The organism is Microvirga rosea (genome assembly GCF_020595095.1).
In the GTDB taxonomy this organism is placed as follows: Bacteria; Pseudomonadota; Alphaproteobacteria; order Rhizobiales; family Beijerinckiaceae; genus Microvirga; species Microvirga rosea.
This window is the reverse complement of sequence record NZ_JAJDOP010000023.1, coordinates 1-23,474: the sequence shown is the minus strand read 5'-3', so window position 1 is coordinate 23,474 and position 23,474 is coordinate 1. Positions and strand designations below refer to the sequence as shown.

The window sequence follows — 23,474 nt, the reverse complement described above, 5'->3', positions numbered from 1 at the left end:
TGAGTCTTGACTATTCTATTCCCGTGCTTGTGGTTGACGACTATCAGACGATGGTCCGTATCCTGCGCAATCTGCTCAAGCAGGTGGGTTTCAAGGATGTGGATGATGCATCTGACGGCACAGCCGCTCTCGCCAAGCTGCGTGAGAAAAAATACGGCTTGGTGATTTCCGATTGGAACATGGAGCCGATGACGGGCTACGAGCTGCTGCAACATGTGCGGGCAGACGAGCAGTTGCGAGATCTGCCGTTTATCATGGTGACGGCGGAGGCGAAGACGGAGAACGTTGTTGCGGCTAAGAAAGCCGGTGTGAACAACTATATCGTCAAGCCATTCAACGCTCAGACCCTGCAGTCCAAAATCGCCGCCGTCCTCGGCGGAGAATAGTGACGAGGCAAGTCATGAGCACGCCAAAGATCTATAGCATTGAGGCGGCAGGCCCTCAGGTGGATGCTGGTGCACACGAGGTCCAGCGTCACACCGAGATCATGGAAGCGATCGCCTCGTTAAGGAAGCACGTGCAGCCTACTCAAGATGGCGAAACGTCCATGAGTGAAGAGCGCCGGCACGAGCTTTTGGAGGTACAGAGGCTTAAGACGGAACTTCACGCGATCTCCGAAGCGATTCAGCGGACCAAGCAGGAAATCGCGACTCTGCACTACACGGGCGCTCAAGGTCGAGAAATCGCTCGAGTAACAGACGAACTCGGTGCAGTTGTTCTCGGAACAGAGGCCGCAACGCACTCGATCCTTGAGGCGGCTGAGGCCGTCGACGAGCTTTCGGGCAATCTCGCATCTCGCCTCACCGGTGAGGACGGCGCTATGGCACGCCAGATCGGAGACCGGATTGTTGGTATCTTCGAAGCTTGCAACTTTCAGGATATTACGGGTCAGCGGATCAGCAAAGTCGTCAGCGCCATGCGGTTTGTCGAGGAGCGCGTGGAGCAAATGATCCAGATCTGGGGCGGCCTCGAGAGCTTTAAGGATGTACCGAAAACCGACGAACCTGCTCGTGAAGGTGACCGTGGGCTCCTGAATGGGCCGCCTCTCGAGACGGAGGAAAGCACATCCCAGGCCGACATCGACGCCTTCTTCAAGTAAAGTCGCTAAACAACAAAATCCGAGTAAGCTTGCAGTCATCGACTTAGAGCAAAGTTCAGCACTAAAGCAGGATTGCGAGCTCAACGAGGTATCTAGACCCGATACGTACGCAGGCACCTATTGGGTTGAGTAAAAATAAAAGCTTCTCCTTCTATCTTAAAGAGATGTCCTTCATGTTTGGCTCTCGGCGAGATGGCTGGAGTTCAACAGAAGCTACCTATTGATAAACAGGGCAGACGCATGAGTCTTGACTATTCTATTCCCGTGCTTGTGGTTGACGACTATCAGACGATGGTCCGTATCCTGCGCAATCTGCTCAAGCAGGTGGGTTTCAAGGATGTGGATGATGCATCTGACGGCACAGCCGCTCTCGCCAAGCTGCGTGAGAAAAAATACGGCTTGGTGATTTCCGATTGGAACATGGAGCCGATGACGGGCTACGAGCTGCTGCAACATGTGCGGGCAGACGAGCAGTTGCGAGATCTGCCGTTTATCATGGTGACGGCGGAGGCGAAGACGGAGAACGTTGTTGCGGCTAAGAAAGCCGGTGTGAACAACTATATCGTCAAGCCATTCAACGCTCAGACCCTGCAGTCCAAAATCGCCGCCGTCCTCGGCGGAGAATAATAACGGGCCAATAGTATGACTCCACGGAAAAGCTACCGCATAGAGTCTCACGGTGCGCCAGAGGCAGTAGATGATGGTTCTGCGCTCAAGCGTCATACCGAGATAATGGGTGCTATCGCGTCTCTCAGAGATCTTCTCGAGCCGACGCATAAAGTCTCTCATTCCTTGCTGGAAGACCATCGCAGGGATATGCAAGAAGCTCTTCGTTTAAAAGTAGAGCTTGATGCAATCTCTGAGGCTATCCAACGCACAAAGCAGGAGATTGCTACCCTTCATTATGCGGGCGTCCGCGGACGGGAGATGTCGCGCGCGACGGACGAACTTGGCGCCATCGTAATGGGAACAGAAGCTGCGACGAACTCGATCCTTGCAGCTTCGGAGAAGATTGACGAGTTGGCCGGCAATCTCGCTGCGCGGATATCAGGGGACGACAAGGAAGTGGCCCGCGAGATCGCCGATCAGGTCATTAGCATCTTCGAAGCATGCAACTTTCAAGACATAACCGGACAGCGTATTAGCAAAGTTGTCAGCGCGATGCGGTTTGTCGATGAAAGAGTGAGGCAGATGATCGATATATGGGGCGGTCTGGAAAGCTTCAAGGAAGTCGAGACCTTGGAACATCCCGACCAGGCCGGAGATCGTGCTCTTCTTAACGGTCCTGCCCTTGAAGATGAGGCCGGGTGTACTTCACAGAGCGATATCGATGCACTATTTGATTGAATAGGCTGCACCTAAGATAGCGAGCCATAAAAGTAAAGCAGGTCGCTTAGTCAAGGGAGGCTACAGGCTTGAGACGAGCGTCAGCCAAGGCACTCTCGAAGAGTTTCAGATCCTGATCCAATTCTCCAGACTTCGTGCTCAAAAGCACCCTCTGAATAGACACGCCCACATAAAAGCCGTGTAAAACGAGTTTGAAAAAAACCGTGACCGTCGGATGGACAAACTCCATGTCGAGGATGACGGCCGGCGCTTTGCCCCATTCGAAATTAAGATCGGCCGAATGGCCATAATTCAAAGTCCCGTCCTTAAAGAAAAGCTCAGTAGAAGAGCTAACAATATCATGTATATTTCCATGCGCGTTGTGGAAAATATATGAAATCAGGATATTTGCATCAACAAGGCAGATTTCAGCAACAACATCCTTAATGTTCTGCGCAAGTAATTTTTCAAATGCAAAGAGCTCCGCTTCTGAAGCGGCTTTGCTCGCATGAGGTTCTTTTTCTTGTGCGCTCACTTTGATCTCGTAAAAATAAAGAACAATATTTGAGCAACTGCTCGATAGAAGTCGGGCGGAATCGTGCGATCTATCTCCACATTGTCATACATCGACCTTGCCAGAGCCTTGTCCTCAACCACTGGAACGCCGTGCTTTTCGGCTGTCTCTCGGATTTTGAGAGCAATTAGATCTTTTCCTTTGGCGAGCACAAGTGGGGCACTGGTTTCCTGCCGATCATAGCGAAGCGCAATGGCATAATGAGTGGGGTTGGCGATCACGACCGTGGCTCTGGGAACGGCCGCGAGCATTCTCTTTCTTGACCGGTCCTGGGCTAAGGAGCGCAAGCGGGATTTGACCAGCGGGTCTCCCTCCATTTGCTTGAACTCGTCCTTGATTTCCTGTCGAGACATCCTCAGGTCGCGGTGCCAACGAATGCGAGCCCATATCAAGTCTGCGGCAACCAGCACGATGGTCGCAATACTAACGGCCGAAACAAGCCGTATTGCCATCGTCAGGATCATTTCCGGAACTAAACTCGGATCACTGAACATGGCGTTCACGACCTTGTACTGCTCTGATTTTAGGAGCAAAACACAAACAACAGCAATTATGAAGAATTTAAAAACAGATTTCAAAAATTCCACTAATCCGGCTTTGCCAAATATTCGATTCCATCCTCCGAAAAGAGAAATGCGCGACAATTGTGGGCGTATTCTCTCGTATACAATTTGCGGTAAGTTTTGGAAAATGGACGAAGCAACTCCAGATAACGTGAGAATAACAATGAATGGGACCAGAAATTTTCCCATCTCAAGGGCAACTGCATGAATGAGATGAGTAGCATCTGCACCCGTTTGAAGAGAAAAGCGTTTAGGGTCGTCTAGGAAGACAGACAGCTTCTGAGCTAGATTCGCAGCATTATGCTTTGTCACGAAGACAAGTATTATAAGCATGGCAACGATAGACGCGAAAATGGGCGCTTCGCGGGAGACAGGAATATTTCCTTTCTCTATGGCGTCGCGGATTTTCTTGTCTGTTGCTGGCTCAGTTTTACTTTCCTTGTCTTCGTTATCGGCCATGCATACGTGCTTTCTTAACGGAAGAACGTGTCGCCGTCATTCTCAGGGTTGAGCTCAATCTCACCGCGCCCGGCCATTTCAAGCGCGAGATCAGTGATAGCGCGGCGGGCCTCTAGGACGTCGCGCTGAGAAGCGGGTTCTTTGCTATTCAGCTCATGCTCCACGATACGACGCACGCGCGATGCAAGGGCACTGAGAATAATATTGCGGAACGCGTCTTCCGTTCCCTTGAGGGCCAAAACAACGCGGTCGTTTGGAATCTGGTCGAAGAGCGCGGTGCGCGCTCTCGGGGTAAGGCCAACGATATCATCGAAGGTGAAGAGAAGACTCTTCAGAATCTCTGCAGATTTCGGACGGACCTCGCTCAAGCTCTGCAGCACGTCCTCCATATGGTCCCGTTCCATCTTGTTGATGATGTCGGCCATTTTGGCGTGCGTATCGGCACCCATATTCCGAGAGAAATTGATCATGAAGTCTTCATGAATTGTTTTCTCGATATGTCTCATCGTCTCGTCGACGATGGGTTTGAAAGTCAGCATGCGTCTCATAAGACTATTGCGCAAAGGAGTAGGGAGATGACCCATGACCTTCGCAGCGGAAGCAGGCTTAACTTTTGAAAGAATTAGCGCAGCCGTTTGAGGATGCTCCTTCATGAGATAGGTCGCGAGCACACTCTCCGAGACGTTCGAAATGCGATCCCAAATCGAACGATTTGAATTGCCGAGCACATCCGTCATAAGCTCAGCAATCTGCTCGGGCGGGAGGACTCCGCTCAACAGCTTCTCGACCTCGCTTGCAGTGCCGAACAGGCTTGTACCGTGAGAAAACTGAGTCGCGAATTCGTCAACCAGCGTTTCCAGCTGTGTCGGTGAGATAGGCCCGAGTTCAGCCGCAGAGCGCGTAATCAGTTTTATTTCTTCTGGACTGAAGTGCTTCAGCAGACGCCCGGCAGCCGGCTTTCCCATAGCCAATAGCAGAGTGGCGACTCGATCCACTCCTTGGAGTTGTCGTGATCCAGGGCTTGTTTTCACGGGAGAGCGCGCCACCATCCTAAACTATCCGTCTTAATTGCTAAACTCGGTACTGGACGGGCCAACGATCTCAGTCAACGAGACACCAAAGCGGGAATTGTCGTCCTCGACGACAACGACTTCGCCACGTGCGATGACGCGCCCGTTTACCACAACATCCACCGGCTCGCCGACGCGATGGTCCAGCGGAACGATTGCGCCGCGTCCTAGTTTCATCAGGTTCGCTACCGGCATTGTTGCCGATCCGAGGACGACCTGGATCAAGACTTGTATCCGCAGAATCGACTCGAGATTTTTGCCGCCCCCTAACTTCTCATCGCGGGAATCGGATGTTCCGAAGGCGGCATCAGTCTTCGAGAACAGAGCCTCGTCGTGCCAGGTTGCCTGATTTTCCGGATCGTCCTTCACTTTGTCGGACATTAAAGTGCTCCTGAATTGGGAATGTGGGCAGTTGGTTGGTCGTATCGCCTAGTGATATTTCAATCTCAAAGCACAATGACCACCCGGCGCATATACGTTTTAACCAGCATCGGAACTTATGGGCGATCTCTCGTCGCCCACCCGCTGTTGGTTCATCATCTGCAGATCAAGGATAAGAGACCGAGCTTCCTTGATGCTTTCATTCAATTTCGTGAGAGTTTCTTTGCCATCTGCGTTCACGGTCTGCATCGCCAGGCTTGCAGCATTCAGGGCTTCTGTCGTTTGAGACAATACATGCTTGTATTCTACGTTATAGGCCTGAAGACGCGTCAACTTTATGTACATAGAGATGACACATATGCTGGTCACAACGAGGGCGAGAAATAGCCCGATATCAGCGAGAGAGGACATCATCGATAAATTCCTGTTCTTGATCGATAAAGTCGTCAACTCTCAGAACATATGACCCTTCTGCTTTTCCAACGTGACACCAGAACAGCGGTTGATCATTGCCCTCCAGCTTCACCCTACTTCTCGGGGTCGCCTGCAGCTCAAGAACTTGTCCAACCTTGAGGTCGGCGATTTCGCCGAGGCTTAGATAGCGTTCTTCTAACACCGCCTTGAGGGTAACTTCCGTCCGTTTGACTTCGCTTGCGATCTGCTTCGTCCACCGAGGGTCACGTGCAGATGAGTCGCCGGTCAATACTCTGGCTAGAGTTTGCCGCATCGGGTTCAGAACCGACTGCGGAATGATCACAAACATCTCTCCACCGCGGTTAAGGGCCTGCAGGAGAAATTTAGCAACCACCGACTGATTGTTGCGACGGCCGATGACCGCGAAGTCCATGCGGGTCTCAAGGCGCTCAAACTTGAAGCGAGTATCGGCTACGAGCGAGAAAGACGCCTGAAGGGCCTTGCCGATCTGCTCAAAGATTGCTTGCGCAATGCGCAGCTCAATGTTCGAGAAGCCTCGTTCCTCGTCGACAGGAGGTTCCGAGCCATCAGATCCCAGCAGGACTTCCACCATGGTGAAGACAAAGTCTCTGTCGAACCCGACCAATACGTGACTATCCCATTCTGGAGCGTTGAAAACCCCAGCGATGGCGTTGGCTTCATACATTTCAAGGATGTCGCCGATTCGCCCGCTCTCAATGCTGCTCAGAGAGTAGTACATAGGAGATGCGGCAAGATGCCTGAGATGGTCTGCACAATGAGTTGCCAGGCGATCAAAAATCACGTGAAGCATAGGAAGGCGGTCGAGCGACAGCCCTGCAGCGTCGAGAAGACGATCGCGGATATCGTTTGCGTTAGGAGATGCACTCATGTCTACGCAGCCTCTTTCTGCTCGCCATCATTCTTGGCGCCACCAGAGATCGTAGCTGCCTCGACCTCATCGATCGTTGGACGATCGGCCGCGGATATTGCTTTGCGCCCATGCTCGACTGCAATCTGAGGCAGAGCTCCATTCAGGGATGCCAAGAGCGTTTGCTTAACGATAATGAAAACCCGGCATTGCTTTTCACGCGTGGACTTAATCTTCTGCGCGAGAGGCGAAAGGATAGCATAGGACAGAAAGATACCGGCAAACGTTCCGACCAGCGCGGCTCCGATGAGCCCGCCAAGCAGCTGAGGCGACTGGTCAAGAGCTCCCATCGCTTTGACGATTCCCAGGACCGCGGCAACGATGCCCAGCGCCGGAAGCGCTTCAGCAACGGTCGTAATCGTCATGTATGGCTTCAGTTTGTCGCGCCGATGAGTGGCGATCTCTTCGTCCATCAACGCTTCTATCTCATGCGGCCTTGCATTTCCGATAATAATCAGTCGCACATAGTCACATATGAACAGAGTCAGCTCCGGATCCTTTTGGATATCGGGGAAGTTCTCAAAAATGCTGGAGTTTTGTGGATCATCAATGTGAGCTTCGACCTCGTTGCGCGGCTTTGATCTCAGCTCGCGCATTAACGCGTACAGAAGCCCGAGCAGCGCAAGATATTTCGGCCGTTTGGGCACCGTACCGAGAATAGCCTCCATAGATGCACGACCGGTGTCTGCAACGACAGACATAGGATTGGCCACGATATAGGTGCCTACCGCAATTCCACCGATAATAACAAATTCCCACGGCTGCCAAATAACGGCCAAGTGTCCCCCCATCGCGGCAAAGCCGCCGAACAGAGAGCCGATAGCAATAAGCAGACCAATAGCGACGCCCAAGGATCTAGCCTCAATAATGCTTCTAAGAACCCTTGGTCTATGAGCCGATGCTTGCGTGAAGCTGGAAAATCAGAGGAAAGGCTCGGGCAAGCTAGACCGGTCAACATGCTACGAGTCCATCGGTACCTGGGCCAACAAGTTAGAAGAACCCCTTTATTCAAGCATTAAACTTCGAAGTGATGCATTGAGTAGAAAGTATCTACATAGCTCTCGGCATCGTCCTGAGAGCAAACAGTTGGTGTCGCCTCCGAGAGCACTATGATGCTTCTCTAAAACAAGTATAGCAGCAAAAATGCAACCTTCTCTTTATGTCGCTCTTTCTGCGCAAGTTGCTCTTGAGAGGCGTCTAAACACCGTCGCTAATAACATCGCCAACATCAATACCGGTGGGTATCGCGCAGAAGAGGTTAAGTTCGACACGGTTCTATCCCAGGTTGGTACTGGGAATGTGGCGTTTGCTTCACCTGGTGAGACCTATACCTCACGGCGAGCAGGACCCGTCACGAGGACAGACAACCCCCTTGACGTCGCCATTCAGGGCGACGCTTGGATGGCTATGAACACGCCGTCGGGCTTGGTCTACACCAAGGATGGCCGCATGAAGATGACTGAGACGGGCGCTCTTCAAACTATGGACGGGCACGCTGTCGTAGATCCAGGTGGCGCTCCGATCCTGCTAAATCCTGAAGAAGGCGAGCCTACCATTGGCCGCGATGGAATGATCACTCAGCGCAACAATCAGGTTGGAGCGATCGGACTCTTTAGGATTGATAACGCAAGCCAGCTTTCTCGTTTCGGTAGCTCCGGCGTTAAATCCAGCATGCCGGCGACGGTCGTTCAGGACTTTACCGCTACAGGATTTCAGCAGGGTTACGCTGAGGGTGCGAACGTCAATCCTATCATGGAAATGACGAAGATGATCATGATTTCGCGTACCTTTGACAACGCGGCGGCTACGATCTCGGAGACAGAGTCATCCCTGATGAGCGCAATCCGTTCTCTCGGACCGAGCACATAGCACATTGAGAGCCACGGATCTCGGGTGGCCTCGAGTTTGGCCCGGTTTCGCGACCGATCTAGTTGAGAACGTGCCTGACGTCGGCGGGGGAGATTAAGCATGAATATGCTGGAACGACTTGAGGAAGTGGTTCTTAGCGGCATTCAAGCCGTACCCAGAATCCGTATTGGGGGACCGATTCGAGAAGTCGCGCCAACCTACTACCGTGTGGCAGGCGTCTCGCCTTTTGTCAGACTTGGTGATCGCCTCGGGATCGAAGGTAAAAGCGGAGTTAAGGCAGGAGAGGTCGTCAAGATCGATGACGCAGGCGTCACCATAAAGCCTTTTGACGGCCGTGTAGATGCCAGCGTCGGAACATATGCGTATCGCCTTGGCGGTATGAGCCTGAGACCACATTTGTCTTGGAAGGGCAGGGTAATCAACGCTCTTGGTGATCCCATCGATGGGGGAGGGCCGCTTCTCTCTGGCGATTGTGTAATGCCGATTGATGCAGAGCCTCCTCCTGCGATGATCCGCTCGCGTGTGAATAAACCGTTGAAAACAAGCGTTCGCGCTATCGATCTTTTCACACCAATTTGTGCCGGGCAAAGGATCGGAATCTTTGCAGGGTCAGGTGTCGGAAAGTCGACTCTATTGTCGATGCTGGCTCGGTGCAGCGGCTTCGACACAATCGTTATTGCCCTTGTGGGAGAGCGCGGAAGAGAGGTCCGCGAGTTTCTTGAAGGGCCTATTCTGTCAAATCGGCAGCGTTCGATCACGGTCGTTTCCACGGGCGACGAAAGCCCAATGATGCGCCGTCACGCTCCAAAGACTGCATTGTGTATTGCTGAATATTTCCGCGATAGGGGGGAGTCTGTTCTTCTTATCGTCGACTCGGTTACTCGGTTTGCGCATGCGGCCCGTGACGTTGCTCTAGCTGCTGGTGAACCTGCTGTCGCAAGAGGCTATACGCCAAGTGTCTTCAGTGATCTTCCCCGCCTCTTGGAGAGGGCAGGGCCGGGTATGGAGGGCAAAGGCACAATCACTGGCATTTTCTCCGTCCTTGTTGACGGTGACGATCACAATGATCCTATTGCTGACAGCATCCGCGGCACGTTGGATGGCCACATCGTTCTGGATCGCGCAATCGCTGATCAAGGGCGGTACCCGGCAATCAACGTTCTTGGGTCAATATCCCGATTGGCGGAGCATGTTTGGACATCCGAACAGAAAGAGCTCCTTCGCAAGCTCCGGACCTTGATAGCACGGTTTGAGGATACTCGCGATCTGCGCCTCATGGGAGGATATCAGGCTGGCAGCGATTCAGAGTTGGATCAAGCCATTGCTCTCGTGCCCAAGATTTACGAAGCGTTGCGACAGGATCCGAGCTCCGCTCCAAGTAGCGATGCCTTTATGGAACTCGCTCAGATTTTGCGTCAGTGACGTGCAATACAGGTTGGAAAGCAAGCCGACAGATCGCTTTTCGGGAAATCCAGCCTCACACAAGCCAATCAGCATCTAATGTAATGACGATGCTTCCTCTTTGGAGTTTAAAATGAGCCTCTATGGTGTTCTCCGCACGGGTGTTTCTGGCATGAACGCCCAGTCTAACAAACTAGGTACTGTTGCCGAGAACATTCAGAACGCTAGCACGTCGGGCTATAAGCGAGCTTCCACTGAATTCTCGTCGCTTATTTTGTCCTCCGGCAAGGGCGCTTACAACTCGGGTGCGGTTACAACGACCGTGCGCTATTCCGTAAGTGATCCAGGGCCGATCTCTTACACGACGAGCGGAAGCGACCTCGCAATCTCAGGCAACGGCTTTTTCGTTGTCTCTGACGGCGCCGGGACACCATATTTGACACGCGCCGGCAATTTCGTTGTCGATGGCCCATCCGGCAATCTCTACAATGCGGCCGGGTTCAAGCTCATGGGCTATAACCTTGCTAACGGTGAGCCATCTGTCGCGCTCAACAGCCTGGATGGCCTTGAGCCCGTAAATATCTCTTCGATGGCTATGCAGGCACGCCCTTCCACTACTGGTACATTTACCGGCAATCTGCCCTACGATCCGGATCTCCCAGTTGTTGCTGCCGCAGATCGACCTGGAACAGCTACAGGTACAACCTATACCAAGAAGTCGTCGCTGGTGACTTATGACAATCTTGGGAACCAGGTTAAACTTGACATCTATATGACAAAGGTTGCCGACGCGGACCCTCTCGCCGTGCCACCCACCAGTGGACAGTGGCAGGTCTCGGTATTTGATTCCAAGGCAACGCCTTCACTCCCCGGAACTCCTATTGCCGGAGGTAGCGCAACGCTCACCTTCGATAAAATGGGTCAACTCGTCGGGCCGAGTTCTCTGACATTCGACATCCCGAATGGCCAGGCTGGTTTTACTCTTGATATGACGAACATGACCCAGCTTGCAGGCGACTATGATGTCGAGGGATCGGCTAACGGTAACGCGGCGAGCGCTGTAAAAGGTGCGGAGTTCGGCTCAGACGGCACCGTATTCGTTGTCTACGAAGACGGAACGCGTATTCCCGCTTACAAGATCCCTCTTGCAGACGTTCCCAGCCCGGACAATCTCACGCCTAGAGCTGGAAATGTCTACGAAGCGAGCATTACGTCGGGTGGAATTCAGGTTGGATTTGCAGGCCAGGGAGGACGCGGAAGCATTGCCGTAGGTGCCCTCGAGCAATCCAACGTCGACATCGGCACGGAACTGACCGCGATGATTGAAGCTCAGACTGGATACACAGCCAACTCAAAGGTGTTCCAGACCGGTTCCGAGCTTCTCGATGTTCTCATGAATCTGAAGCGCTAACCACCGCGTCATATAGTAGAGCCTAGGGAGTCTTAGCGATGGGCCTGTCACTTGCGCTCAATACTGCGCGCTCATCCATTCTTGCGTCGTCTTCGCAAATGGCCGTCGTATCGCGAAACAACGCAGGTGCTTCTGACCCGGCATATTCCAGGAAGATCGCTACTCTGGTAACAGGCGGAGGCTCGGCTCGCGTCGTCGTGAACCGAGCAACTGACACCGCGCTTTTCTACAAGATGCTGGACACAACATCCGACACTGCAAGACAGCAGGCAGTGTTAGATGGCGTTAACAAGCTCAAGCAAACTGTCGGCGACTCAAGTCTGAATCAATCAAGTGCGGCCCGTATTGGCGTTCTTAACGCTGCACTTGAGCAATATGCCAAGAAGCCGGATGATCCTATTCTGGCGCAAGCGGTTGTCACGCGGGCCAATGAGCTCGTTACGATGCTTAACGACGCCACGAGGACGATTCAAAAGACGCGAGAAGCAGCTGACGCGGGAATTGCCGAGTCAGTATCGAAAGTGAATGACCTTCTGGCCCAGTTCAAGACCGTCAACGACACCGTCGTTAAAGGAACCGCTGCCGGAATCGACGTCAGCGATCAACTCGACACGCGCGATCATATTCTGGCTCAGCTTTCTGAAGAGATGGGGATCAGTGTTGTTGCTCGTGAGAACAACGACATGGCCATCTATACGGATAGCGGCGTCGTCCTGTTCGAGAAAGTACCGCGGAGCGTGAGTTTCAATCCGACCCACACCTATAGTGCGGGAACGGTCGGAGCTGCGGTCGTCATCGACGGTGTCCCTGTAACAGGGGCAGGGCCGATGCCTCTGAATGCTGGACGTATCGTCGGATTGGTTCAAACACGGGACCAGGACACAGTCGTCTATCAGAAGCAATTGGATGAGATTGCCGAAGGACTTATCGCAGCCTTTGCCGAGCAGAGTACAGTAGATCCAACTCTCTTCATGGCTGGGCTTTTCGCGCAATCGGGAACCTCCAACATGCCGGTTGGGTGGGATGTCCCTGGTTCGCAGGCTGTAACTGGGCTTGCTGGGATGATCACGGTCAACCCTGCGATCGACCCCTCGAAAGGCGGAACACTCGACTATATCCGCGATGGCGGGGCAAATGGGCCTGATTACGTCGAGAATCCCGGTGTTCCTGTTGGCTCCAACAGTGCTTTTTCAGACCGGCTGTACAAGCTTGGCGAGAACCTGAACGCTGAAAGATCCTTTAATCCGGCTCTTGGTATCGGCGACTCAGCAAGCCTCAAGAACTTTGCGTCGTCCTCCGCAAGCTGGCTTGAGGGGAACCGCCAGACGGCATCGACCAACGTCAATTATCAGATGACCCTCTTAAGTCATGCGTCCGAAGCGTTGTCCAATGCGACTGGCGTGAACATGGACGATGAAACGGCGCTCATGTTGCAACTTGAGAAGTCATACTCGGCTTCAGCCAAACTAATCTCGGTCATAAACGAGATGCTCCAGACGCTTCTAAACGCGGTACGATAAAGCGATGAAGACGACGTTCATATCAACTGTCAGCCTTTGGAATTCGCCTAGAAACGCACTTAGCAAGATGCAAACGGACCTTGCCAAGGCTAATCAGGAGATTGCAACAGGACGGTATGCCGATGTGGGTCTGGAGCTTGGCTATCGCGCCGGGCATGGAATTTCCCTTAGGCAAGAGCGGGCTGAACTTGATGCTCTCATCGATGGAAATGGAACGGTATCCGTACGTCTCAATGTAACTAAATCTTCGCTGACGAATATTAGGACGACAGCGGAGACATATCTCAACTCGCTTCTATCACTGCCGCCTTTGGAACGTGGAGCCGAGACCGTCCGTGACAGCGCCGCCTTGAATCTGAGAGCTTTAACTTCGGAGCTCAATAAGTCGACTGGTGGACAGTATATTTTTGCAGGCACGAACACAAAGGAAAAGCCTGTTACGGAGTATAAGGTTGGGTCTCCGGCAAAAACCGCAGTCGATGGCGCATTCATGACTGCGTTCGGAATTTCTCAAACAGACCCCAATGTATTCAATATTTCTGCCGCCGACATGAAGACGTTCCTCAACAGTGCCGCTTTCAATGATCTGTTCGATGGTCCTGCATGGAGCGACTGGTCGTCCGCCTCAGATCAGAACATCGAAAGTAAGATCTCAACCACTGAGAAGATAGACACCTCAACGAATGCCAATGAAGTTGCCATGCGCAAGCTTGCAAAGGCCTACACGATTGCGTCCGATCTTGGTATCGCAGGAATGCGGACTGAAACTCAGCAAGCGGTGGTTGAGAAGGTTATCGAGATCCTGGGTCAGGTGACTAATGGCCTCGTTGAGATTCAGGCAAAACTCGGTGACGCTGAGACCAAGGTCAAGAGCGCAAACGATCGGATGGATGTACAGCGGAAGGTCATAGACGAGGGAATCGGACGCCTTGAAGAGGTTGACCCGGCCGAGGCAAAAACTCGGGTCGACGCTCTCACGACTCAGATTCAAATGTCTTACTCGCTCACGTCACAGCTTCGGCAACTAAGCCTCCTCAACTATCTTTGATATCCGCAGGTGAACAATGTATCGATTTTCTTACGCCGAAATTCTTGAGGATGCATCGGATGGTTGCCGCGAGCGGGAGCGGTTGGCGTTTGATCGTGCGATCGATCTTCTGCGGACAGCAAGTGAGGATCGCTCGAACGGTATTGCGCGATCGGACGCAATCTCGTTTGTTCAGCGCCTTTGGTCTGTGCTGATCGAGGATCTTATGAGCTCTGAGAACGGATTGCCCGAAGCTCTGCGTGCACAGCTGGTTTCAATCGGGCTTTGGATTATGAAAGAGGCGGACTTGGTTCGTAAAGAGGAAAGCAAAAACCTCAATGCGTTGATCGAGATCAACAGCATGATCCGTGACGGTCTCAAATGAGCAAGTCCATGCACTTATCCCTGAAGGCAGGGGAGCGGATTTTCATCAACGGAGCAGTGCTTCGTGTAGACCGCAAGGTATCCATTGAGCTTCTCAATGACGCGACTTTTCTTCTGGAAAATCACGTTCTCCAGGTTGATGACGCCACAACGCCTCTGCGGCAGTTGTACTTTGTGGTTCAAGCAATCCTGATTGATCCGGGCAGTGCAGACAAAGCTCTGGCCGTGTTCAAAGACCTCTATGCTGCCACGCTTGAGACCTTCACGCTGAAAGAGATCACTGTTGGACTGAAGAACGTCGCCGAGATGGTTGACGCGGGGCGGCCCTTCGATGCGCTGAAAATTATCCGCGGTCTATTCCCGATCGAGAGCGCCGTGCTGTCCGCCGATGCCTCGGACTCTCCCCACCGAGCTGCCTGATATTGGAGATCTGTCATGGACGTTAACAGCGTGATGATGGCGAACGCCACGAACTCAAGCCAGCGTTCCGCGGCTTCCGGCTCAAACAGCTCGGCGGCGAATTTAAATTACAATACATTTCTCAAGCTTTTGCTGGAGCAAATGCGTAATCAAGATCCAACGGCTCCCATGAAGTCGACCGACTATATGGCTCAGCTTGCAACGTTCTCTCAGGTCGAACAGTCGATGATCGGCAACAATAAATTGGATGCCCTGTTGTCGTCATCGACTTTGTCGCAAGCAGACAGTGTCATTGGACGCACGATAACTTCAGCAGATGGAAAGATCTCCGGTGAGGTCACGTCGGTCCGCATTGCAAGTGATGGAGTAATTGCGAAGCTGTCCAGTGGCAAAGAGCTCGTTATCGGGCCTGGTATCGTGATCAGCTAATATGAATGAGGTTGATGCACTGGAGCTCGTTCGGACCGCAATCTGGACGATTATTATTGGGGCAGGGCCGGCGGTTGCCGCAGCTATGGTTGTCGGCATTGCGATTGCTCTTGTCCAGGCTCTCACCCAAATTCAAGAAGTAACTCTGACGTTTATTCCTAAGATTATTGCTATTCTTCTCGTCACGTTGCTGACTGGGTCTTTTATTGGATCTCAGATCTTCGCCTTCACCGAGCAGGTCTATGCCCGCATCGAAACGGGTTTTTAAATCCGGTCTGCCCTGTGGCGCCCTGTTATCCATATAATGGGAGATAGGGGAGACTAGGACACCTTCGCACAAGCTTGGTGCTTGATTCCTGTCTTGAAGAACCAAAGATAGGGTCAAGCCGGATGGCTGTCAGCGACGTTGCAGTTCTAGAGCGCGCCAAAGGCAGAGACATTGCATTTGCGGGTGGCATTGTTGCCATCTTGGCAATTCTCTTCCTCCCGATACCGGCGATGGTGATTGATATGGGGCTTGCCCTCTCAATCGCCCTTTCCGTTCTCATCCTTATGGTGGCCCTTTGGATTCAAAAGCCGCTTGAGTTTTCTGCCTTTCCAACCATCCTTCTAATTGCAACTCTATTGCGACTTGCCCTCGGTATTGCCACGACACGCCTCATTCTAGCAAAGGGGCATGAGGGCGTATCAGCCGCAGGCCACGTCATTTATGGCTTTTCGCAGTTTGTGATGAGCGGCGATTTCGTTATCGGAATTGTCGTTTTCATTATTCTCATAACGGTAAATTTTCTTGTCATTACAAAGGGTGCGACCCGTATTGCCGAAGTGGGGGCTCGCTTTACTCTTGATGCCATCCCCGGCAAGCAGATGGCAATCGACGCAGATCTCTCGGCCGGGCTAATCGACGACAAGGAAGCACAACACCGCCGCCGTGAGCTTGAAGAGGAAAGCGCCTTCTTTGGCTCTATGGATGGTGCATCCAAGTTCGTTCGTGGTGAAGCGGTCGCGAGCTTGATCACAATCGCGGTCAATATCTTCGGCGGAATTATTATCGGTGTGACTCGTCATGGGATGGATCTGTCTCATGCTGCCGACGTCTTTACCAAACTCTCGGTCGGCGACGGACTTGTCGCCCAGATTCCAGCTCTGGTCGTATCTCTCGCTGCCGGCCTGCTTGTATCAAAAGGCGGAACACGCGGAAATGCAGAGCAAGCTGTCATGGGGCAGCTTGGAGCCTATCCCAGGGCACTCTTCGTCGCCGCCGCATTGATGTTTATCTTTGCCGTGGTCCCAGGACTGCCGCTGATCCCATTCATGGGTTTGGGGGCATTGATGGCATTCATTGCTTACACGATTCCTAAGCGCCTTGCCGAGCAGCGTGCTGCGGAGAAAGCAAAGGCAGTCGCTGCAGAGGCGAAAACCCAGATAGAAACCAAGGATTCCGTGAAAGAGTCCTTGAAGACAGCGGAGATCGAGCTTTGCCTAGGCAAGCATTTGGCTGTCCAATTATTAAGCTCTCACGGAGAACTCGCCCATCGCGTAAGCAAAATGAGACGTAAGTTTGCTCAGCAATACGGTTTCGTTGTACCAGACATCAAGCTTTCGGACAGTCTCGCTATTCCTCCCAAAAGCTATCAGGTTAAGATACACGGAACCGTGGTGGCCACGCAGGAGACACGTCCAGGAGAACTCCTCGTGGTCCTTGGCGATGGGCCAACGCCCGATGTCCCGGGCGATGAAATACGAGAGCCGGCCTTCGGCATGAAAGCCATGTGGATATCTGACGCTTATGCCAGCGAGGTGAAGCGTGAAGGCTTTAGTCCCGTAGACAGCAACTCCGTCCTTCTCACTCATCTGAGTGAGGTGATCCGAAACAATCTCCCGCAGCTTCTTTCCTATAAGGATATGCGCGCTCTCCTGGATCGTCTTGATCCTGAGTATAAGCGCCTCATTGACGATATTTGCCCGTCGCAAATCTCCTATTCTGGGCTTCAGGCAGTTCTGAAGTTGTTGCTCGCCGAGCGCGTGTCCATTCGAAACCTGCACCTTATTCTTGAGGCTATTGCCGAGATTGCACCTCATGCACGTCGTTCGGAGCAGGTCGTCGAGCATGTCAGAATGCGAATCTCTCAGCAAATTTGCGGCGACTTGGCCGACGGGGGCGCGCTTAATGTGCTTAGGCTCGGCAACAGATGGGATCTTGTATTCCACCAGAGCTTAAAGCGTGACGCAAAAGGCGAGGTGATTGAGTTCGACATTGATCCACGGCTGGTGGAGCAATTTGGCACCGAAGCTTCCGAGGCGATCAAGAAACGCATGAAGGAAGTCCATAGCTTTGCCCTTGTCACAGCACCTGATGCTCGCCCCTACGTTAGAATGATTATTGAGCGCCTCTTCTCTACGCTTCCAGTGCTTTCCCATCTTGAGATTGCACGCGGTGTCGAGATCAAATCTCTTGGAACAATTTCGTGAGCGGCTTAACGCCGGATACGTTTTTGGCAGTGTTCCTCATATTCTGCCGGGTTGGGGGATGTCTGCTGGTCGTTCCAGGCTTTTCAAGTGCTCGAGTTCCACCTCAAATACGCCTTTTTATCGCACTCGCAGTGAGCTTCGCGGTAGCGCCGCTTCTTCTGGAAACGTTTCAGAAAGGCCTCAGCGGTCTCTCCCCGGCCATGACGCTTTGGTGGATCGTCTCGGAAAGTATAACAGGTTTGCTGATCGGGTTGATGGGGCGCATCTTCTTCATGGCCCTGCAGACATTAGGAACAGCCATTGCGATGGGAATCGGCTTCGGCAGCATTCCTGGAACACAAATCGACGACGGTGAATCAGTCCCAGCCATCGCATCATTGATCATGATGGTTGCGACCGCGCTGGTCTTCATGGCGGATCTTCACTGGGAACTATTTCGCGGCTTGATCGCATCCTATTCCCGGCTCCCTCCAGGAGAGGCGTTTGGTGCCCAGCTGGCGCTTGTTCAGATAACAGACCAAATTTCAGCAGCGTTTCTGCTCGCATTGCGCATCAGCAGCCCTTTCATTGTCTACTCGGTGATCGTTAACCTGGCCGTCGGTCTCACGAATAAACTGACGCCGACCATTCCGGTTTATTTTCTTGCGACCCCTTTTGTGCTTCTTGGCGGAATGCTGACATTCTATCTCCTCTTCAAAGAGTTCATGCTGTTGTTCCTGGCTGAGTTCGTTTCTTGGCTTTCACACGGTTGAAGGTAGATGGAAAAGCGTCTGCAAAAATCGAAGCGCCTTCTTAAGCTTCAGGAACAACTTCATGAAATCCAGAAATGGAAGCTGGCCGAGCTTCATCGGAAGTCGATGGAGCTGCAAGAGGCGCAATCCGATCTGATCAAAACCCTGAACGACGATGACATGCTTTATGGACTGTTCGTTGAAAGTCGAGCGAAGCGGCTCCAGAAGCTTGCCGCTGAGGAATCCCGGGTAAAGCAGGCGAAAGAGCAGCAAAGCGAGATTGCGCTCGATCAAGCGATGAAGGTCAAGCGGACAGAGCGTGTTGTCGAAAGATTGACAATCGAACATCGACGGGATCTTGAGAAGAAGGATTACTTAGGTCTCCTTGATGTTCTTTCTTCCAAAAATGATGCAAGCCTCCCGTAAGCTCGCCAATTTATAAGGCCTTTGCGAGAAGACTTATGAGAGGAAATGATGGGGATCAACCCGCCCTCCGACATCGTACAGGATGTGGCACGCGCCGCAGATCCTGTGAAGCTGCAGGCGGCGAGTCGGAAGTTAATCGACATTTCCAATGGAGCTGATGCGACGGATTTCGCAGAAGTTCTCAAGACTCTGCCGAACTCTTCCGCTTCCGCAATGAAAGATCCATATGCATTTGGGATGGCATCCCGGAATCACACGACCTTAGCTAGCTCTGGTAAGACAGGTTCTCCATATCAGCAGTTCGAAGCTTTCGTCCTGCAGAGCTTCATCGAGTCGATGCTTCCCAAGGATGCGGATGCCACTTTCGGCAAGGGAACTGCTGGAGGAGTCTGGCGATCAATGTTGGCCGAGCAGATTGGAGCTCAGGTCGCCAAGGCCGGCGGTATCGGAATTGCGTCGAAGCTCCTCGCTGGGAAAGTGGCTGATAAAGGCAATAGCCCGCTCAAGAGCTCAGTGCCGATATCCGGTCCGAACGAGACCTGAGCGGACTACGAGCGACCGTGTCGATTGTCATAGCTGATCAAGAGAAGTGGATTTAGAATTATGCTCACCAACTCTATCGAGCGCCTCGAAGAAATTATCGATGCGGAGACGGCTGCCCTCCTCGCTCATATTCCGATTGATCATCAGGAGTTCAACCGTCGCAAGAGTCAGAGTTTGCTTGAGCTCACGCGGTTGGTCCGAGTGACCCAGAGCGAACCAATGCGCCCGGAGATCGCCAGCCGTCTCCAAGACCTGAAGGCAAAGCTCGATCAGAACCATGCGGTTTTGGAGATGAATTTGCGCGCAGTTCAAGAAGTCGCCAATATCGTTTCAGGCGCGATTCAAAGCGCAGAGTCTGATGGGACCTACACAGCTGGGGCTCATCATATTGCGTATGAGTAGTCCGTCATGGCACGTATCCTCGTAACAGGCTTTTGGATTTGCGCGATCACCCTGCTGTCGTGCTACGGCGCCGTTTATTGGGGTACGGGCCTGAAAGATACTAAGCGAGACGAGTACCTGGAGGGACTCGAATATCAAAAGGTTCGTGCGGTCAACGTACCTATTATCGCCGAAGGAGCGGTGCAAGGTTACGTGATCGCCAATCTGGTCTTCACAGCCGATGCAAAGACACTGCGGAGCATGTCTGTTCCGGTCGAGAATTTCGTAATTGATGAGACTTTTCGACAAGTCTATTCAGATGAGAAACTCGATTTCCGGAAGCTTTCGAAATATGATGTTCCAACTCTTCTGGCCAACATCAAGCGAAGGGTCAATGAGCGTATAGGCTCCGACATCATCAAAGATGTTCTGGTCGAGAATTTCAACTTCGTGAACAAGAGTGATATCCGATCCTGAGATTGGATGGCCACAGTAGTCTGGATGGGTCTCGCATCCGATGTCCCGTGCAGGCTAACTGATCGATGGTGCTTCTACCGCTATGGGCGGAGGAGGTTTGCAACCGCAGGCGTATCGATCAGATCGGCGAGGGTCTTGTAGCTTGCTTCCTCTAAAGCCAGGATAACTCCGCCGCAAGTGTTACGTCCTCCGGTAAATTCATACCGAAGGACATTGGCTGCGTCGAAAGAACTCGAAGCTTGCGAGACAATCCCTTGTACCGACGAGTGCCTATTTCGCCCGTGCACAATCTGCATGCCACCAGCTTCACCGATTACGGCCACGGGGATGATTCTCAGTCTTTGCTTTGCTTGAAATGCGACGGAGAGCTGTGAGCCGGCAATTGCGACCATCGTCCCTGGCGCGAAATGCAGGAAACCTTCAAAAGTGATGGGCTCGCTCGCCGTTTGAAAGCAGTCGAAAACCGCAAGAGCTTTCAAATCTTCAGGGACGACAAAAATTCGCCGATGGACGAAGTTCGGGCCATGGACATTACTTTCCATCTCAAAAATATTGGCGTTGGCAATGGAAAGACGAGACTTTAACCAGGCGATGCCAGCTGTCGGAGTTCTGCCATTTGGCACCGCGATATTGTGGGCGACGGGTGACGAGGCATACCGGCGAAGCGCGTCATGGCCTTCTCTTACCGAGCCACTCGTATCAACAATCCAGCGGCGACTCGCTCCAGCAAAGACAAACGATGTCGTCTCCTGATGATTCTCGAGCGGATTTTGTTCGAAGAGTGTCGTGCAGAAATATCCCCAAGGGCGACCCTGTTCATAGTAGCGTGCAGCGAGCAGACCAGAGTGAGGTGACGCAAACGACCTTGCCCCTTGAGGGTAGGAGAGTTCACCACGAATGCTCTCATCCTTCATCCAAGCCCGACCATGACCCGACATGAGCTTGCGGATCCAGTTCGCATGGCGAAGCCTAAAAGGCGTGTCGCCGAATGCCGGCAACATCCCGCCCGGATCGGTCAAACTAATCAGAGCCCTTACCGCGTTCTTAAGTCGGGGAGTTAGATACTGACCGAGAGCGCGTGCCTCAGCTGTATCTTGCAACTGCTTGAGAACGAGGATCCCGAGCGACGTCAGTTCCAGCCGCTCATGAAGAGATTGAGTAAGAAACTCTCCGTCCTGGCTCATCAGCTCATCAAAGCCATCTCGCATCTTTGAAAGGGAAAGCGAGATCCAGTAAGGAGAAATGGGAAAATTCGAAGTTGCCGTTGCAAGATTATATAAGGTGCTCGCCGCTTGAAGGTGATCGAGAGAGCGAAGGAATGTGTTTTGACCCATGACTTCCGCGAGCACGAAGCCATCTCGAATTGCTTCACCCAGTAGCAAAAGGAACGTCGGTTGGCCCGTCTCAGGAACACCACGATAAGTCTGCCGCAAAAGCGTGAGCAGCGTCTCTGTTCTTTTAGACGTAGCGGCTGGATGAAATCCAAGTTCGTCCTGTGCGTCTCCAGAGCGGTTGGCGCGGATCCATGAGGCCAGGAGGTCGAGGCCACGCTTTCGTATATTCGAGTCCGCGTGGTTGAGGAGGTCGGCAACCCATGAAAGAGATTGGTATCCTATACGCCACGTAGGAGAGTGAAAGGGATCTTCTTTCCACGTGGGATTGTCTGGCAAATCCCAGGCAGGAAAGTGGCCCAGCTGCAATTTGCCCTCGGTGAATTTATCGTCTTTTCCTTGCTGAAGAGCCTGAACCTGACCAATGGTCTCGTGGACGGAGTTAAGTGCCGTTGGATTGAGCCATTGTGCTGCCGCTTCCAGCACGCTCCGTGGTTCGGCATTGGGCAAAGAAAGGCGCCCTGCAACGGCTGATATGAAGTCAGTGGACGCTTGCGCCGTGTCCGCTTCGATATTCGCTAGCAGAAGGTCATATCCCAAAGAAACTTCCAGAGGCGTGACCAACTCCATTTGCGGTCCGTCGCTCTGGGTACAAAAGCCAAGTTCTACTTTCTGTGCGCCCACAGGCGGCATAAGTTCGAGAGTGAAGCGTCTTGCTCTGGTGTGTGTCGGAACTTTAACGAAAGCACCCAACTCCGGCGTAGCACTCGTCTCAGGATACGGGGGCGGGATCTCTTGCCCACGACCATTCCGAAAAACGATGCGGACCAAAGCACCTTCGGCTTCCGATGAGGTATCGCCGGTAAAAATTTGACCACGCACGAAAAGATGATGGTTCGGGACGAGGTTGTATTGGAACCATTTGGGCTCTGAAGATAGAATGAGCCAATTGCGGCGAGCATCAGGAGAGGCATTGCGCTCTACAGCAGTAACAGCAAGCTGTTCCGCTGTGGTCTCTTCCGCTCCTGCTTGCACGAATTGAGTGAGACTCAACCTTTTGATGATGAAGGGGTGCGCGTTCCGCCAGCTCCGGATCGTGATTTGCACTTGCGTCGCAGGGGCTGGCACAAAGAAACTGAACGTCGTCTTGTGCTTCCCTGCGGATGGCAGGTTTTCTTTGTGCGGGCTTGCGAGGCGTACCGGATAACTGAAGGGGTCAATCTGCGCTTTGCTTAGTCCCGGTACATAGGTGAAATCGATGCTGGAACCATCACTCGCTTGAAAATCGATCCCTACGACCGCGAAAGCATCGTCCTCTTGAACGTTATCGTTTCGGTTTGGTTCAATTTCCAGACTGAACTCGCACCAAACATCAGGCGTAAGGTCCGGATATTTCAGGACGAGCCGAGACCATCTGCTTTTCGTCGCTATGACGTGCTGTCCCTCAGCAGGCCCAGCTTCCGAATCCCCTGCATGCTGGATCAAAGTCGGTAAGATCTGTCTTACGCCCGGCATGGAAGCGGAGGTACTCCAAGGTAAAATGTTCTGCGGCTCAGCCGCGGGAGCGAGGGTCCCTTTCTTAAACTCTATAGGGGCCTTCGGTCACGAGCTTTTCAATCCTCTGCAGGTCATTCTTGCGGAGGAGAAAGATAAGCCCCCTCAATCACCAGGAGCTCAAAGGGCGATCAACTTCACCCGACGAAAGTATATCCGATGTATCGTTTGGCTTCGATGGGATCGTGTCCGAGGCGGGAGCGGAGCTTTTTGCGCAGCTTGCTCACATGGCCCTCGATCACGCTTTCCTCCACATCGTTGGA

The 23,474-nt window shown here is 52.7% G+C and carries 27 protein-coding genes and 1 pseudogene; 19 read left to right on the top strand and 9 right to left on the bottom strand.

Going from position 1 to position 23,474, the window contains the following annotated elements; genetic code table 11:
* The 4 genes from LJD17_RS23465 to LJD17_RS23450 all read left to right on the top strand — a co-directional run.
* Positions 1-386 (top strand): response regulator (locus LJD17_RS23465; RefSeq protein WP_227386622.1); only part of this gene is annotated, 386 nt, incomplete at its 5' end.
* A gap of 14 nt (positions 387-400) precedes the next feature.
* Entirely contained in the window at positions 401-1,099 is a 699-nt protein-coding gene (locus LJD17_RS23460; protein ID WP_227386621.1) for a protein phosphatase CheZ, read from the top strand.
* A gap of 240 nt (positions 1,100-1,339) precedes the next feature.
* The gene (locus LJD17_RS23455; protein ID WP_227386623.1) at positions 1,340-1,726 is read left to right on the top strand and encodes a response regulator; all 387 of its coding nucleotides are present in this window, start codon (positions 1,340-1,342) and stop codon (positions 1,724-1,726) included.
* Between the two features lie 105 nt (positions 1,727-1,831).
* Positions 1,832-2,446, top strand: coding sequence for a protein phosphatase CheZ (locus tag LJD17_RS23450; protein ID WP_227386620.1), 615 nt, complete (start codon positions 1,832-1,834; stop codon positions 2,444-2,446).
* A 46-nt stretch (positions 2,447-2,492) separates the two neighbouring features.
* Here LJD17_RS23450 and LJD17_RS23445 read toward each other — a convergent pair whose 3' ends face one another.
* The 7 genes from LJD17_RS23445 to motA all read right to left on the bottom strand — a co-directional run bounded on the left by LJD17_RS23445 (position 2,493) and on the right by motA (position 7,686).
* Entirely contained in the window at positions 2,493-2,960 is a 468-nt protein-coding gene (locus tag LJD17_RS23445; RefSeq protein ID WP_227386619.1) for a hypothetical protein, read from the bottom strand.
* Positions 2,957-4,021: a flagellar biosynthesis protein FlhB gene (gene flhB, locus LJD17_RS23440; protein WP_227386618.1), complete on the bottom strand. Its 1,065-nt coding sequence runs from the start codon at positions 4,019-4,021 to the stop codon at positions 2,957-2,959. The genes LJD17_RS23445 and flhB overlap by 4 nt, the downstream gene beginning before the upstream one ends.
* 14 nt (positions 4,022-4,035) lie before the next feature.
* A complete protein-coding gene (locus LJD17_RS23435; RefSeq protein ID WP_227386617.1) occupies positions 4,036-5,070 on the bottom strand; it encodes a flagellar motor switch protein FliG in 1,035 nt (344 codons plus the stop codon).
* A gap of 15 nt (positions 5,071-5,085) precedes the next feature.
* The gene (gene fliN / locus LJD17_RS23430; protein WP_227386616.1) at positions 5,086-5,472 is read right to left on the bottom strand and encodes a flagellar motor switch protein FliN; all 387 of its coding nucleotides are present in this window, start codon (positions 5,470-5,472) and stop codon (positions 5,086-5,088) included.
* A 99-nt stretch (positions 5,473-5,571) separates the two neighbouring features.
* A complete protein-coding gene (locus LJD17_RS23425; RefSeq protein ID WP_227386615.1) occupies positions 5,572-5,886 on the bottom strand; it encodes a hypothetical protein in 315 nt (104 codons plus the stop codon).
* Positions 5,867-6,796: a flagellar motor switch protein FliM gene (locus LJD17_RS23420; protein WP_227386614.1), complete on the bottom strand. Its 930-nt coding sequence runs from the start codon at positions 6,794-6,796 to the stop codon at positions 5,867-5,869. The genes LJD17_RS23425 and LJD17_RS23420 overlap by 20 nt, the downstream gene beginning before the upstream one ends.
* A 2-nt stretch (positions 6,797-6,798) precedes the next feature.
* Entirely contained in the window at positions 6,799-7,686 is an 888-nt protein-coding gene (gene motA / locus LJD17_RS23415) for a flagellar motor stator protein MotA (RefSeq protein WP_227386613.1), read from the bottom strand.
* A gap of 292 nt (positions 7,687-7,978) precedes the next feature.
* Between motA and flgF the strand changes: the two genes are divergently transcribed.
* From flgF to LJD17_RS23340, 15 genes are all read left to right on the top strand, one after another.
* Entirely contained in the window at positions 7,979-8,704 is a 726-nt protein-coding gene (flgF, locus tag LJD17_RS23410; protein ID WP_227386612.1) for a flagellar basal-body rod protein FlgF, read from the top strand.
* A 99-nt stretch (positions 8,705-8,803) separates the two neighbouring features.
* A complete protein-coding gene (gene fliI, locus LJD17_RS23405) occupies positions 8,804-10,126 on the top strand; it encodes a flagellar protein export ATPase FliI (protein WP_227386611.1) in 1,323 nt (440 codons plus the stop codon).
* Positions 10,127-10,238: 112 nt separating this feature from the next.
* Entirely contained in the window at positions 10,239-11,516 is a 1,278-nt protein-coding gene (locus tag LJD17_RS23400) for a flagellar hook protein FlgE (protein WP_227386610.1), read from the top strand.
* Positions 11,517-11,554: 38 nt separating this feature from the next.
* On the top strand, positions 11,555-13,036 hold the full coding sequence (flgK, locus tag LJD17_RS23395) for a flagellar hook-associated protein FlgK (RefSeq protein ID WP_227386609.1): 1,482 nt from the start codon (positions 11,555-11,557) through the stop codon (positions 13,034-13,036).
* Between the two features lie 4 nt (positions 13,037-13,040).
* Positions 13,041-14,084, top strand: coding sequence for a flagellar hook-associated family protein (locus LJD17_RS23390; protein WP_227386608.1), 1,044 nt, complete (start codon positions 13,041-13,043; stop codon positions 14,082-14,084).
* Positions 14,085-14,100: 16 nt separating this feature from the next.
* On the top strand, positions 14,101-14,448 hold the full coding sequence (gene flaF / locus LJD17_RS23385) for a flagellar biosynthesis regulator FlaF (RefSeq protein WP_227386607.1): 348 nt from the start codon (positions 14,101-14,103) through the stop codon (positions 14,446-14,448).
* Positions 14,445-14,867: a flagellar biosynthesis repressor FlbT gene (flbT, locus tag LJD17_RS23380; protein WP_227386606.1), complete on the top strand. Its 423-nt coding sequence runs from the start codon at positions 14,445-14,447 to the stop codon at positions 14,865-14,867. Before flaF ends, flbT begins: the two co-directional genes overlap by 4 nt.
* A gap of 15 nt (positions 14,868-14,882) precedes the next feature.
* A complete protein-coding gene (flgD, locus tag LJD17_RS23375; protein WP_227386605.1) occupies positions 14,883-15,296 on the top strand; it encodes a flagellar hook assembly protein FlgD in 414 nt (137 codons plus the stop codon).
* A gap of 1 nt (position 15,297) precedes the next feature.
* Positions 15,298-15,564 (top strand): flagellar biosynthesis protein FliQ, encoded by a 267-nt coding sequence (gene fliQ, locus LJD17_RS23370; RefSeq protein WP_227386604.1) that lies wholly within the window; start codon positions 15,298-15,300, stop codon positions 15,562-15,564.
* Between the two features lie 122 nt (positions 15,565-15,686).
* Positions 15,687-17,768, top strand: coding sequence for a flagellar biosynthesis protein FlhA (gene flhA, locus LJD17_RS23365; protein WP_227386603.1), 2,082 nt, complete (start codon positions 15,687-15,689; stop codon positions 17,766-17,768).
* Positions 17,765-18,520 (top strand): flagellar biosynthesis protein FliR, encoded by a 756-nt coding sequence (gene fliR, locus LJD17_RS23360; RefSeq protein ID WP_227386602.1) that lies wholly within the window; start codon positions 17,765-17,767, stop codon positions 18,518-18,520. Before flhA ends, fliR begins: the two co-directional genes overlap by 4 nt.
* 6 nt (positions 18,521-18,526) lie before the next feature.
* On the top strand, positions 18,527-18,925 hold the full coding sequence (locus LJD17_RS23355; protein ID WP_227386601.1) for a hypothetical protein: 399 nt from the start codon (positions 18,527-18,529) through the stop codon (positions 18,923-18,925).
* Between the two features lie 45 nt (positions 18,926-18,970).
* A complete protein-coding gene (locus LJD17_RS23350; protein WP_227386600.1) occupies positions 18,971-19,468 on the top strand; it encodes a rod-binding protein in 498 nt (165 codons plus the stop codon).
* Positions 19,469-19,528: 60 nt separating this feature from the next.
* A complete protein-coding gene (locus LJD17_RS23345; protein WP_227386599.1) occupies positions 19,529-19,870 on the top strand; it encodes a flagellar protein FlgN in 342 nt (113 codons plus the stop codon).
* A 6-nt stretch (positions 19,871-19,876) separates the two neighbouring features.
* Positions 19,877-20,326: a hypothetical protein gene (locus LJD17_RS23340; protein ID WP_227386598.1), complete on the top strand. Its 450-nt coding sequence runs from the start codon at positions 19,877-19,879 to the stop codon at positions 20,324-20,326.
* A gap of 80 nt (positions 20,327-20,406) precedes the next feature.
* On the opposite strand, the gene LJD17_RS23335 is transcribed toward LJD17_RS23340, so the two are convergent.
* Both LJD17_RS23335 and LJD17_RS23330 read right to left on the bottom strand, forming a co-directional pair.
* Positions 20,407-23,172, bottom strand: coding sequence for a hypothetical protein (locus LJD17_RS23335; protein ID WP_227386597.1), 2,766 nt, complete (start codon positions 23,170-23,172; stop codon positions 20,407-20,409).
* Between the two features lie 176 nt (positions 23,173-23,348).
* Positions 23,349-23,474, bottom strand: a pseudogene (locus LJD17_RS23330) (DNA-binding response regulator); the annotation flags it as partial.